Origin of the sequence: Salinivibrio sp. MA607, from assembly GCF_001996245.1 — a bacterium.
Taxonomy (GTDB): domain Bacteria; phylum Pseudomonadota; class Gammaproteobacteria; order Enterobacterales; family Vibrionaceae; genus Salinivibrio; species Salinivibrio costicola.
This window is the reverse complement of sequence record NZ_MUFJ01000009.1, coordinates 47766-60595: the sequence shown is the minus strand read 5'-3', so window position 1 is coordinate 60595 and position 12830 is coordinate 47766. Positions and strand designations below refer to the sequence as shown.

The following is a 12830-nucleotide window of genomic DNA, read 5'->3' as shown; positions in this document are numbered from 1 at the left end:
ATCACAAAATAGTCAGCGAACTATCACAACTCCCACTGGCAGGATCTCTTGACTGGCTTGGCAACAAGCTTTAAACACTGGAATACGACATGGCGCGCTTTTTTAAGCCCGAAAAAAATAAAAAGGTTGAGCAAAAGCATCAGCTGATAACCATTAAACGCTTAGACCATCATGGCGATGGCGTTGGCTTTTTGGATAAAAAACCGGTGTTTGTCCCAGGTACCTTGCCGGAAGAGCAAGCCTTGGTACAGCTGACCGAACAAAAACGGCAATATGCGCGCGGCCAATTAATTAAACTCGATAGCCACGCCACACAACGTGTTGAGCCAGGGTGCCCGGTTTATCAGCAGTGCGGTGGTTGCAGCTTGCAGCATCTAAGCCATGAAGGGCAGGTTACGCATAAACAGCAAACGTTGAATGAGCTGATGCAAAAATTTGCTGGGGAAGAGGCAACACTCTCGGCACCTATTACAGATAGGCCATGGCAATATCGGCGTCGTGCACGCATCAGTCTTCAGGTTGATAAAAAGGGGGCATTGGCAATGGGGTTTCGTGCTCGCCAACGCAGTGCGATTATCAATGTTAGCCATTGTCCGGTCCTGAGTGAGTCATTGAATACTTTGCTTGCGCACTTGCGTCCGTGTTTGGATGGCCTGCGTGGTCGACGTATTTTGGGTCATCTTGATCTGATTGAGGCTGACAACACCACGGTAGTGTCGTTGCGTACCACCAAGGTATTGCACAGTGATGACCGTCAAGCATTGTGCCACTGGGCAGAAACTCAAGGCTGCACCTTTTATCTTCATCAAGGCGATGGCGCACCTGAACGTCTTATCGGCGCCGCGCCAGATTACCAAGTGGCGGGATGTCGCCTTGCGTTTCAACCGAATGACTTTATTCAGGTCAACCCGACGGTCAATCAGGATATGGTGTCACAGGCACTGGATTGGCTAGCGCTAGAGAAAGAAGATCGTGTCTTGGATCTCTTTTGTGGATTGGGTAACTTTAGTGTCCCCGCTGCCAAACTGGTTGGGCACGTTGTCGGGGTGGAAGGCGTGCAAGCCATGGTGAATCAGGCGGCAGATAATGCGAAGATAAATGGTTGTGATAACACCGGTTTTTATCAAGCTGATTTAAATAGCGACGCGTTAGAGGGAGAGTGGACCCATTTCGATTTTACCAAAATCTTACTCGATCCGGCACGCGCAGGGGCTGCGGGTGTTATAGACTTTGTGGCACAATCGAGGGCTTCACATATTGTTTATGTGTCCTGTAATCCTGCCACCCTGGCGCGCGATGCCCGCGTGCTGCTTGATAATGGTTATGCACTTGTCAAATTAGGGATGCTGGATATGTTTCCACAAACAGGACACATGGAATCGATGGCCTTGTTTAAGCCGGTGACGAACAAGCGGGCATAAGCGTTTAGTGGCTTGTCGTTATCGACATGCCTCTCTTGTCAGTGAGAGAGTTAAGGATAGGAACAGTTATGGTTGCGGTACGAGAAGCCCACCTACACGAAGATGAAACATTTGAGCTTAACACCTGGGTTAAGCGACTCGGGCAAGACGCATCGACGACACAAGCCTTGTTAGACGGCTACCAATATTGTCGAGCATTGAGTGACGATGAATCAGCACTCAGCCAGCCTTTGTGGCGAGGCCGAGAGATGATCGAAATCCTCGTGACATTAAGCATGGATGCCGACACCTTGCTGGCCGCGCTATTATTTCCGATGGTCGACGCCGAACTGGTCACCCTGGAGACACTGGCGGACGACTATTCGATGTCGATAGTCAACCTGATTCGCGGTGTGCAGCAGACCGCTGCGATTCGGCATTTAAATACTCAAGCCGACGATGAGGCCACGTCCTCGCAAGTTGATAATGTGCGCCGTATGTTGCTCTCTATGGTGGAAGACTTTCGTTGCGTGGTGATTAAACTCGCCGAGCGTATTTGCCATTTACGTGAAGTGAAAGATGCGCCAGAGTCTGTGCGTCAGCAAGCAGCGAAAGAGAGCGCTAACATTTATGCGCCTTTGGCTAACCGATTGGGAATTGGTCAGCTAAAGTGGGAGCTTGAAGATTACGCGTTCCGTTACCAACATGCGCAAACCTATAAACAAATCGCCAAGCAGCTGGCCGAGCGACGCATTGACCGTGAAAACTATATCAGTGCCTTTGTCGAAGGGCTCCAGCAGGAAATGGAAGCGTCGCATATTAATGCACAGGTATATGGACGCCCGAAGCATATTTATAGTATCTGGCGCAAAATGCAGAAGAAAAATCTGGAGTTTGATGAGTTGTTTGATGTGCGCGCTGTGCGCATCATTGCGGATCAACTTCAGGATTGTTACGCCGCATTAGGTGCCGTCCATACCCAGTTCCGTCATCTACCCAAAGAATTTGATGATTATGTCGCCAACCCCAAGCCGAACGGTTATCAGTCAATTCACACTGTGGTGTTGGGGCCGGAAGGCAAGCCCGTTGAGATTCAAATTCGCACCAAACAAATGCACGATGATGCAGAGCTAGGTGTAGCGGCCCATTGGAAATATAAAGAAGGCTCAGCCAGTGGCCGCAGTGGCTACGATGAAAAAATCACCTGGCTGCGTAAGCTATTGGCATGGCAAGAAGAAATGTCTGATTCTGGCGAAATGCTTGATGAGTTGCGTAGCCAAGTGTTCGACGATCGGGTGTATGCGTTCACCCCGCGCGGCGATGTCGTCGACTTACCTATAGGGGCAACGCCACTTGATTTTGCCTACCACATCCATTCAGAAGTGGGTCATCGTTGCATTGGTGCCAAAGTAGAAGGGCGAATTGTTCCGTTCACCTATCACCTACAAATGGGCGACCAGGTTGAAATCATCACGCAAAAAGAGCCTAACCCGTCGCGAGATTGGCTCAATCCCAGCCATGGATTTGTTAACTCAAGTCGTGCGCGCGCCAAAATAAATGCTTGGTTCCGCAAGCAAGACAAAGACAAGAACATTGCTGCCGGTAAAGAAATCTTGGATACCGAGCTACAAAAAATTGGCGGCATCAGTAAAGATGCCAATTTGGCGCTAAAACGCTTTAACGTTAACACGCTGGACGAGCTTTATGCCGGCGTGGGCAGTGGTGATTTGCGCATTAATCAGGTAGTGAACCATATTAATGGCCTGATTAATAAACCGAGCCTGGAAGAAGAAGAGCAGCAGTTGTTAGAAAAACTGCAGCAAAGCGAACAAAAACCGAGCACCGGCAAAGCGCACCGCGATGCCGTGGTTGTCGAAGGTGTTGATAACCTGATGACGCATCTCGCGCGCTGCTGCCAGCCGTTGCCGGGTGATGACATTAAAGGATTTGTTACCCAAGGGCGTGGTATTTCGGTCCATCGTGCAGATTGCGAACAGCTCAATGAGCTTAGCCATCATGCACCGGAGCGGATTATCGCCACGGTGTGGGGGAAAGGCCATATTGGTCAGTACCATGTACGCATTCGGCTTTCGGCAAATGAACGAACCGGGCTGGTCAAAGATATCAATAACGTGCTAAGCAATGAGAAAGCACGGGTAGCCGGGATGCAAAGCCGAGTTGATTATAAAAAGCAAATGTCGATCATGGACTTTGATCTCGAAATCTCTAATTTAGATACCTTAAGCCGCGTTGTAAACCGGCTTGAACAAGTGAAAGACGTGGTCGAAGCGAAACGCCTCCGCTAATACATTCGCCCTGTTTCGACAGGGCGTTTTTTTCATGAAGGAACCTTCTTATGGCGTCAATTGACAACTTACTGACGATCATGGCGACCTTACGCGACCCTAATCATGGTTGTGACTGGGACAAGGCACAAACCTTTGCCTCTATCGTGCCTCATACTTTAGAAGAGGCGTACGAAGTGGCTGACGCCATCGAGCGTGAAAACTGGTCGGACCTAAAAGACGAGTTGGGCGACCTTCTTTTTCAAATTGTGTTCTACAGTCAATTAGGGCGCGAACAACATCGATTTGATTTTGACGATGTCGTCAGTGCAGTGTGCGATAAGCTCACGCGTCGTCACCCTCACGTATTCGGTCCTAAAGATGCGGACGGGAAGCCATTAAGCTCGCCTGATTGGGAAGGTATTAAGGCGCAAGAGCGCGCAGAGAAAATGCCCTCAACCCAATCCTGCAGTCTATTAGATGGCGTGACTCAGGGGTTGCCCGCGTTAACTCGCGCCCACAAGCTACAAAAACGATGTGCAAGGGCAGGGTTTGATTGGCCAACCGTGGCGCCGGTTATCGAGAAGGTGCGAGAAGAGCTGGAAGAGGTCGAACATGAATTGGCACAGACACCGGTTGACGCAAGCCGTGTGGAAGACGAAGTTGGCGATCTTTTGTTTGCTGTCGTCAATGTCGCGCGCCACCTAGGCACGGATGCTGAGCAGGCGTTGCGCGCAGCCAATCAGAAATTTGAACGTCGCTTTCGTGGCGTTGAAAATCAATTACGTGATAATGGAAAAAATATTCAACAATGTCAGCTGGATGAACTAGAATCGGCGTGGCAAGCGGTTAAAAAAGACGAGTAAGGCAATATCCTGTAATTGGCATAATTGATTTGTGACAATTAAAAACACCAGGGTGTGTGGTAGCTTTCACATTGTGGGAGTCAGTGGGGTCTGGTATCATAATATCCCGTCCAGAACTTCATTTATTTCCTCTAAATCCAACTCTCAGGTTTAGCATGACGACGAACTACATTTTTGTTACGGGCGGTGTTGTATCCTCCCTCGGTAAGGGTATTGCTGCAGCCTCATTAGCAGCCATTCTTGAAGCGCGTGGCCTTAACGTCACCATCATGAAACTCGACCCTTATATTAACGTGGATCCAGGGACAATGAGCCCTACCCAGCACGGAGAAGTATTCGTCACGGAAGACGGCGCAGAGACCGACCTTGATCTCGGTCACTATGAGCGCTTCATTCGCACTAAAATGACCAAGCGTAATAACTTTACCTCTGGCCGTGTTTATGCGGATGTACTGCGCAAAGAGCGCCGTGGAGACTACCTGGGGGCGACGATTCAGGTGATCCCACATATTACCAACTCGATCAAAGATCGCATCGTCGCAGGCGGTGAAGGTCACGATATTGTGATCGTCGAGATCGGCGGAACGGTCGGTGATATTGAATCATTACCATTTTTGGAAGCGATTCGTCAGTTGACGGTAGACGTGGGCCGCGAACATGCCATGTTCATGCATCTGACATTAGTGCCTTACTTGGCTGCGGCAGGCGAAGTAAAAACCAAGCCGACCCAGCACTCAGTAAAAGAGCTTCTGTCGATTGGTATTCAGCCGGATGTGCTGGTATGCCGTAGTGAGCGCCCAATTCCTGCCAATGAACGCGCTAAGATTGCGCTGTTCTGTAATGTGGCGGAAAAAGCGGTGATCACCATGAAAGACGTCGACTCTATTTACAAGATCCCATCGTTGATCCGTTCGCAAGGGTTGGACGATTTGGTGTGCAAGCGCTTTGGCATTGAAGCCGTAGAAGCTGACTTGTCTGAATGGGAGCAAGTGAGCTACGAAGAAGCCAACCCAATGGGTGAAGTCACCATTGGTATGGTCGGTAAGTACATTGAATTGCCGGATGCGTACAAGTCCGTCAATGAAGCGTTAAAACACGGTGGGTTGAAAAATCGCCTGACCGTCAACATCAAGTACGTGGATTCACAAGATCTTGAAACCCGCGGCAGTGAAATGCTGAAGGACTTGGACGCGATTCTCGTCCCTGGTGGATTTGGTGACCGCGGCATTGAAGGTAAGATCCTTGCGGCACAATATGCACGTGAAAATAATGTGCCGTATCTGGGTATTTGTCTTGGTATGCAGGTGGCGTTGATTGAATACGCACGTAATGTCGCCGGCATGGAAGGCGCTAACTCGACTGAGTTTAGCCAAGCAAGCCCTTATTCTGTCGTTGGCCTGATCACTGAGTGGGTCGATGAAGAAGGCAAAGTAGAAGAGCGTAGCGAGACGTCAGATCTTGGTGGCACCATGCGCCTAGGCGCGCAGCTTTGCCACTTAGCTGAAGGTTCGAAAGCGCATCAGCTCTACGGCAATACCCAAATCCATGAGCGCCATCGCCACCGTTATGAAGTGAATAATCTGCTACGCCCTAAGCTAGAAAAAGCAGGATTGTCAGTTTCTGGTCTGTCTGCCGATAAAAAGCTGGTAGAGATCATTGAAAACCCAGCACATCCTTGGTTCGTGGCGTGCCAGTTCCACCCGGAATTCACTTCAACGCCGCGTGATGGCCATCCACTGTTTGCTGGATTTGTTGCTGCGGCAGGCAAAAAACAGCGCGGTGAGCTATAAACGACATTCGAGCGGTAGCCCAGAAGGCGGGCGCTCTTTATTTTTAAAAACAATGACAGACGAGAGGAATCACAATGTCTAAGATCGTTAAAGTTCTAGGTCGTGAAATTATTGATTCACGCGGTAACCCTACCGTTGAAGCGGAAGTTCACCTAGAAGGTGGTTTCGTTGGTATGGCAGCAGCTCCTTCTGGTGCATCTACGGGTTCTCGCGAAGCACTAGAACTGCGTGACGGTGATAAGTCACGTTTCATGGGTAAAGGCGTACTGAAAGCGATTGAAGCTGTGAATGGCCCAATCGCAGAAGCATTGCTGGGTAAAGACGCTAAAGCGCAAGCGGATATCGACCAAGTGATGATCGATCTCGACGGTACCGAGAACAAATCTCAGTTCGGTGCTAACGCTATCCTCGCGGTTTCTTTGGCGAACGCCAAAGCGGCGGCAGCGGCAAAAGGCATGCCTTTGTTCGAGCATATCGCTGAGCTAAACGGTACTGCGGGTCAGTTCTCTATGCCTCTGCCAATGATGAATATCCTGAATGGTGGTGAGCACGCGGATAACAACGTTGATATCCAAGAGTTCATGATCCAGCCAGTCGGTGCTAAGACGCTAAAAGAAGCGCTGCGTATCGGTGCAGAAGTATTCCACAACCTTGCCAAAGTACTGAAAGCCAAAGGCCTAAGCACTGCTGTTGGTGACGAAGGTGGTTTTGCGCCTAATCTAGAGTCAAACGCAGCAGCACTCGCTGCGATTAAAGAAGCGGTTGAGCAAGCAGGCTACGAGCTGGGTAAAGACATTACTTTAGCAATGGACTGTGCAGCGTCTGAGTTCTATGACAAAGAGCAAGGCATCTACAACATGAAAGGTGAAGGTAAAACCTTCTCTTCAGAAGAGTTTAACCACTATCTTGCTAAGCTGGCTGAAGAGTACCCAATCGTGTCTATCGAAGACGGCCTCGACGAGTCTGATTGGGACGGCTTTAAGCACCAAACCGAACTGCTGGGTGACAAGCTTCAGCTGGTCGGTGATGACCTGTTCGTGACTAACACTAAGATCCTGAAAGAAGGCATCGACAAAGGTGTGGCGAACTCTATCTTGATCAAATTCAACCAGATCGGTTCATTGACTGAGACGCTGGCTGCAATCAAGATGGCGAAAGACGCTGGTTACACGGCGGTTATCTCTCACCGTTCAGGCGAAACTGAAGACGCAACCATCGCTGACTTAGCGGTGGGTACTGCAGCAGGCCAAATCAAAACCGGTTCGATGAGCCGTTCAGATCGCGTTGCTAAGTACAACCAGCTTATCCGCATCGAAGATGCGCTGGGTGAAAAAGCACCGTTTAACGGTCTAAAAGAAGTGAAAGGCCAATAATCGGCACTTAGACACTTTTATTAGAAAAGCCGCGCCGTTTAACGGCGCGGCTTTTTTTCGTTTAGGAAAACCATGACACCAGCGACCTGATCCGCTAGCCTATGCGACTAGAATTCTATTGTGCAAATACGTCGAGCCGATATAGGAAGGAGTACAGGTATGAGGCTGCTATCGGTTGCGCTGTTTCTCACGCTTGTTTGGCTACAATACGATTTATGGTTAGGCAAAAATGGTGTGACAGATTACTGGCAAATTGAAGCTAATGTCGCCGTGCAGCAGCAGGCCAATCAAAAACTCGTAACGCGTAATCAACAAATGTACGCGGAGATTGCGGATTTAAAACGCGGTCAAGAAGCGATTGAAGAGCGCGCACGTAACGAGCTTGGCATGATCAAACCCGACGAAACATTTTTCCGATTGGTCGATACAAGACAATAACCGATTACCGCCTGCAGGCGGTACTAACAAAGAAGATAACTTGTGGTCGAACAAACCTCTTTGCAGCCTGGCGCTTTGCGGTCGGGTATCAGTGCCGTGGTCCCTGCCGCCGGGGTGGGACGGCGAATGCAGGCTCACTGTCCTAAACAATACCTTACTTTAGCAGGCAAAACGCTGCTTCAACATACCGTTGAGCGCTTGCTGGCACACCCTGCGATTAGTTCGGTGGTGATTGCTATTAGCGCTAACGACGGTTACTTTGCGCAAACTGGCCTTGGTGAGCATGCCGATGTGCAGGTTGTGACCGGGGGGCTAACTCGCGCAACCTCTGTACAAGCTGGATTGGCAGCGGTGACAACTCAGTGGGTCATGGTGCATGATGCGGCACGACCGTGTGTGACGCATGCAGACATTGATGCGCTAATCGCGCACGCGCAATCTCATCAGGACGGAGCCTTATTGGCGGCGCCAGTGAGAGACACGATGAAGCGCGCGAATGACGATGGACAAGTGGCACATACGGTTGAGCGCGAAGCGCTTTGGCATGCCCTGACGCCACAAATGTTTTTAACTCAAACACTAAAACGCGCACTGGAAATAGCCGGTGATCAGGTCACCGATGAAGCTTCCGCGATTGAAGCGATCGGCGGACATCCGATTTTGGTGCCTGCGAGTGCTAGCAATATTAAGGTCACCCATCCAGAGGATCAGTGGCTTGCAGCGTTTTACCTTTCACAACAAGAAGGCCAAGCATGATGCGAATTGGACACGGCTTTGACGTGCATAAATTTGGGGGCGATGGCCCGGTTATTATCGGTGGGGTGGCAGTGCCTTATGAGCAAGGACTGATCGCGCATTCAGACGGTGATGTTGCCCTCCATGCGTTATGTGATGCTTTACTGGGCGCGATTGCCGCCGGCGATATTGGCCAGCATTATCCAGATACCTGTGAAGAATGGGCTGGGGCCGATAGCCGGATGTTACTGCGAGATGTTTACACCAAAGTACGAGCGAAAGGCTATCAGCTCGGGAATGCGGATATCACCATTATTGCCCAAGCACCTAAAATGGGCCCGCATATTCAAGCGATGCGCGCGGCGATCGCAAAAGACTTGTGCGTGGAAACGGGCGCGGTCAACGTCAAAGCGACGACGTCAGAGCGTCTTGGTTTTACTGGCCGTAAAGAAGGCATCGCGTGCGAAGCCGTTGTCTTATTGAATAAAGAGGCTCTATGACAGACTTACTGGCACCTTTAGCGTACTCACATGGTCAGCCGACACAGTCCGGGACCTTAAAAGCCTCTCCAGACGATTTTATTGTCTCAGAATCCCTCGGTTTTACGCCATCTGGTCAAGGCGAGCACTTTTTAGTCCGAATTAAAAAGCGGGGTGAAAACACGCAATACGTAGCTAACGAACTGGCAAAAGCCTGTGGTGTTACCTCGCGCCAAGTCAGCTGGGCCGGTTTAAAAGATCGCCATGCGGTAACAGAGCAATGGTTCAGCGTTCACCTGCCAGGAAAAGATGATCCGGATTTAGCGGCGTTTGTCGAGACCCATCCGGGTGTTGTCAGTATCGAGGGCACCGCACGGCATCAACATAAACTACGTCCGGGTGATTTGATTGGTAATCAGTTTACGCTCTGTATTCGTCAGCTTACCGATCCGCAAGCATTGCTCCCTCGTCTTGAAGCCATTGCTAAAGAGGGCGTCCCTAATTATTTTGGCGCTCAGCGATTTGGTCGCGAGGGCAACAATGTGGCGATAGCTCGTGCTTGGGGGCGTGGAGAGCGCAAAGTCCGGGATAAGAGTAAACGTAGTTTTTATCTCTCAGCTGCGCGTGCGTTGTTGTTTAATCAAGTGGTTTCTGCGCGATTAAAGGCTGGCTTGTTTGACCAGACACTGGCTGGTGATTTATGTATGGACGAGCAAAAACAAACGTATACGGTCGAGGCCGGTCTTCAAAAGCCAACCATTACTGCACCGATGACGGGTGATAATGCTTTACCGACCACCGCTGACGCCGAGCAGTTTGAGTTAAATGTGGTAGAACAAGAGCCAGATTTATTGGCGGTGATTCGCGATAATCGCATGCGTCATGACCGTCGCCTAATACGTTTACTGCCTCAGGCCATGACGTGGTCGCACGATACTGATACCTTAACCGTCAGTTTCTTTTTACCTGCGGGGGCATTTGCGACAGCAGTGATGAGAGAAGTTGTGATTGCAAATGAACAAGGAGAGCGTGATGCGCATATTGATTAGTAACGATGACGGCTACCATGCGCAAGGGATCCAAACATTGACCGAGGTGTTATCGAGTATTGCTGATGTCGTAGTCGCCGCGCCGGATCGTAACTGCTCAGGGGCCTCCAACTCGTTAACGTTGGAAAATCCATTACGGGTACGTGAACTGGGTCCCCAACGTTATGCGGTTCAAGGCACCCCGACGGATTCGGTCCATTTAGCCCTGCGGGAGCTGTTGCCGTGGGAGCCTGATTTTGTGATTACAGGGATCAATCATGGGGCGAATTTGGGTGATGACGTACTGTACTCGGGGACGGTCGCTGCGGCAACAGAAGGATTTTTCCTCGGCGCGCCAGCAATCGCAGTCTCACTTTGTGGTCATCAACACTTTGACACTGCGGCACATGTGGTGAAACAGTTTTTAGCGAAAAACCAGCGTCATGAGGCGCCGAACCATCGTTTGATCAATATTAATGTGCCGGATGTGCCTCTTGACCGTCTTGCGGGTTGGAAAGTGACCCGTCTTGGCGCCCGCCACCACGCAGAAGATGTGATAAAACAAGGCGATCCGCGAGGTAAACCGATATACTGGATTGGCGCACCGGGTAAAACACAAGACGCAGGACCAGGAACCGACTTCCACGCGATTTCTGAGCAGTTTGTCTCTATCACACCACTGCAAGTGGATTTAACCGCTCATGATACGCTAGGTGTGTTTTCGCAATGGCTGACTGAGTAGTCCCCTCGCGTGCCATACTGGGCTAGCCGCAATGAGGCGGCAGCCTTATTTATCGATTCAAACTCAGTGATAAAGGAAGCAGACGTTGAGTCAAGCGCAATCACTTATTCAATTTTTGCAACAACAAGGTGTGACAAACACTGACGTTTTAGATGCCATGCAAGCCGTGCCCAGACATTTATTTGTCTCTGAAGCCATGACCCACCAGGCCTACGGAAACAATGCGTTACCGATTGGTTGGGGACAAACCATTTCACAACCTTATATTGTGGCTAAGATGACATCGCTACTCAATTTGCAACGAGATAGTCGCATTTTGGAAATTGGCACTGGGTCCGGTTATCAAACCGCCATCCTCGCGAACTTGGTCGATCATGTTTATTCTGTCGAACGGATTAAACAATTACAAATGCTGGCCAAACGGCGCCTTAAACAGCTGGATATTTATAACGTTTCCACCAAGCATGGAGATGGTTGGCAAGGTTGGCCGAGTAAAGGACCGTATGATGCTATTATGGTCACCGCGGCAGCCGCCAACATTCCGGAGGCTTTGTGTGAACAACTTAATGATGGCGGTGTGATGTTGATTCCCATTGGTGATGCTGAGCAAACGCTGATGAAAGTCACGCGTGACGGAACGAGATTCGACACCGAGATGGTTGAATCGGTTAAATTTGTTCCCCTTGTTGCGGGCGAACTGGCATAAACTGCCTGAGCGATGGAGCTGTGTTTTAAAATAGATGAAAATCGCGCTTTTTCTGTCACTATTAGTTTTTTTATCTGGTTGTTCCTGGCGAGGACCGGCACCGGTATCCAGTGTGACGCCCGATTACACCAGTGTGGACAGAGGCAGCTATCGCGGTAGCTATTATGAAGTAAAAAAAGGCGACACGCTTTACTACATCGCTTACATCACGGATCGCGATATTGACGATATCATCGAGCATAATAATTTACAGCCTCCTTACACCATTTACCCCGGGCAGACACTGGCATTGTGGAAGCCCGCTTATCAGCGTCCCGATGTGGCTAAATCGCCCACTAGGGACCAATCTTCCTCATCTTCTTCTGCTGCCGAGGTCGTCGCCAATGGCGCTTCTGTGGCCGCTGCCACAAAAGCCACTGCAAGTGCTGCGTCGGTAGCAGCATCTTCTAGAAAAGGCGCCGATCCTGGCAAATTCGAGGGGAAAAAGAAGTCAAAAACCGCGACTCAACGCACAAAAGACGTTGAATCGGACCCTTCAGCGGGGTACAGTCAAGTAAAAGAAAAAAGTAAGAAAGTTGTTAATAAGCGGACCGCTAGCGTATCTAACCAACAGATTACCTGGCAATGGCCAGCAAAAGGCCGAATGGTGTCCCGATTTTCTAGTACAGAGCGAGGCAATAAGGGCATAGATATTGCTGGGCAACGAGGACRACGTATTCAGGCAGCGGCAGATGGAAAAGTCGTTTACGCCGGAAGCGCGCTTCGAGGTTACGGTAAATTAATAATAGTGAAACACAATGATGATTATCTGAGTGCGTACGCGCACAACGATTCGTTTTATGTTTCAGAAGGCCAAGCTGTCACGAAGGGGCAAAAAATAGCTTCAATGGGCAGTTCTGGTGCAAACAGTGTTCGGTTGCATTTTGAAATTCGCTACAAAGGAAAATCGGTCAATCCGTTGCATTATCTGCCAAAGCGTTAGCACAGG

12 protein-coding genes are annotated in these 12830 nt (G+C 49.9%); all 12 read left to right on the top strand.

The window, feature by feature from the left end:
* Nucleotides 1-89: 89 nt before the first annotated feature.
* Nucleotides 90-1421 (top strand): 23S rRNA (uracil(1939)-C(5))-methyltransferase RlmD, encoded by a 1332-nt coding sequence (gene rlmD, locus BZG81_RS06300; RefSeq protein WP_077676993.1) that lies wholly within the window; start codon nt 90-92, stop codon nt 1419-1421.
* A gap of 68 nt (nt 1422-1489) precedes the next feature.
* Nucleotides 1490-3706: a GTP diphosphokinase gene (relA, locus tag BZG81_RS06295; RefSeq protein WP_077676992.1), complete on the top strand. Its 2217-nt coding sequence runs from the start codon at nt 1490-1492 to the stop codon at nt 3704-3706.
* Between the two features lie 50 nt (nt 3707-3756).
* A complete protein-coding gene (gene mazG / locus BZG81_RS06290) occupies nt 3757-4551 on the top strand; it encodes a nucleoside triphosphate pyrophosphohydrolase (protein WP_077676991.1) in 795 nt (264 codons plus the stop codon).
* Between the two features lie 155 nt (nt 4552-4706).
* Nucleotides 4707-6341: a CTP synthase gene (locus BZG81_RS06285; protein WP_077676990.1), complete on the top strand. Its 1635-nt coding sequence runs from the start codon at nt 4707-4709 to the stop codon at nt 6339-6341.
* Between the two features lie 74 nt (nt 6342-6415).
* The gene (eno, locus tag BZG81_RS06280) at nt 6416-7714 is read left to right on the top strand and encodes a phosphopyruvate hydratase (RefSeq protein WP_077459783.1); all 1299 of its coding nucleotides are present in this window, start codon (nt 6416-6418) and stop codon (nt 7712-7714) included.
* A 159-nt stretch (nt 7715-7873) separates the two neighbouring features.
* Nucleotides 7874-8152: a cell division protein FtsB gene (ftsB, locus tag BZG81_RS06275; protein ID WP_021022088.1), complete on the top strand. Its 279-nt coding sequence runs from the start codon at nt 7874-7876 to the stop codon at nt 8150-8152.
* A gap of 42 nt (nt 8153-8194) precedes the next feature.
* The gene (ispD, locus tag BZG81_RS06270; RefSeq protein ID WP_274533585.1) at nt 8195-8908 is read left to right on the top strand and encodes a 2-C-methyl-D-erythritol 4-phosphate cytidylyltransferase; all 714 of its coding nucleotides are present in this window, start codon (nt 8195-8197) and stop codon (nt 8906-8908) included.
* Complete coding sequence (ispF, locus tag BZG81_RS06265; RefSeq protein ID WP_077459782.1) at nt 8908-9387, top strand: 2-C-methyl-D-erythritol 2,4-cyclodiphosphate synthase; 480 nt, start codon at nt 8908-8910, stop codon at nt 9385-9387. The genes ispD and ispF overlap by 1 nt, the downstream gene beginning before the upstream one ends.
* On the top strand, nt 9384-10415 hold the full coding sequence (gene truD, locus BZG81_RS06260) for a tRNA pseudouridine(13) synthase TruD (RefSeq protein ID WP_077576437.1): 1032 nt from the start codon (nt 9384-9386) through the stop codon (nt 10413-10415). The genes ispF and truD overlap by 4 nt, the downstream gene beginning before the upstream one ends.
* Nucleotides 10399-11136 (top strand): 5'/3'-nucleotidase SurE, encoded by a 738-nt coding sequence (gene surE / locus BZG81_RS06255; RefSeq protein WP_077459780.1) that lies wholly within the window; start codon nt 10399-10401, stop codon nt 11134-11136. Before truD ends, surE begins: the two co-directional genes overlap by 17 nt.
* A gap of 85 nt (nt 11137-11221) precedes the next feature.
* Complete coding sequence (locus BZG81_RS06250; protein ID WP_077459779.1) at nt 11222-11842, top strand: protein-L-isoaspartate(D-aspartate) O-methyltransferase; 621 nt, start codon at nt 11222-11224, stop codon at nt 11840-11842.
* Between the two features lie 34 nt (nt 11843-11876).
* Complete coding sequence (locus tag BZG81_RS06245) at nt 11877-12824, top strand: peptidoglycan DD-metalloendopeptidase family protein (protein ID WP_077676989.1); 948 nt, start codon at nt 11877-11879, stop codon at nt 12822-12824.
* Nucleotides 12825-12830: the final 6 nt, after the last annotated feature.

Coding starts and splice junctions, on each gene's coding strand:
- ispF (WP_077459782.1), top strand. CDS start 8,908: ATGCGAATTGGACACGGCTTTGACGTGCATAAATTTGGGGGCGATGGC.
- relA (WP_077676992.1), top strand. CDS start 1,490: ATGGTTGCGGTACGAGAAGCCCACCTACACGAAGATGAAACATTTGAG.
- truD (WP_077576437.1), top strand. CDS start 9,384: ATGACAGACTTACTGGCACCTTTAGCGTACTCACATGGTCAGCCGACA.
- surE (WP_077459780.1), top strand. CDS start 10,399: ATGCGCATATTGATTAGTAACGATGACGGCTACCATGCGCAAGGGATC.
- ftsB (WP_021022088.1), top strand. CDS start 7,874: ATGAGGCTGCTATCGGTTGCGCTGTTTCTCACGCTTGTTTGGCTACAA.
- mazG (WP_077676991.1), top strand. CDS start 3,757: ATGGCGTCAATTGACAACTTACTGACGATCATGGCGACCTTACGCGAC.
- eno (WP_077459783.1), top strand. CDS start 6,416: ATGTCTAAGATCGTTAAAGTTCTAGGTCGTGAAATTATTGATTCACGC.
- rlmD (WP_077676993.1), top strand. CDS start 90: ATGGCGCGCTTTTTTAAGCCCGAAAAAAATAAAAAGGTTGAGCAAAAG.
- BZG81_RS06285 (WP_077676990.1), top strand. CDS start 4,707: ATGACGACGAACTACATTTTTGTTACGGGCGGTGTTGTATCCTCCCTC.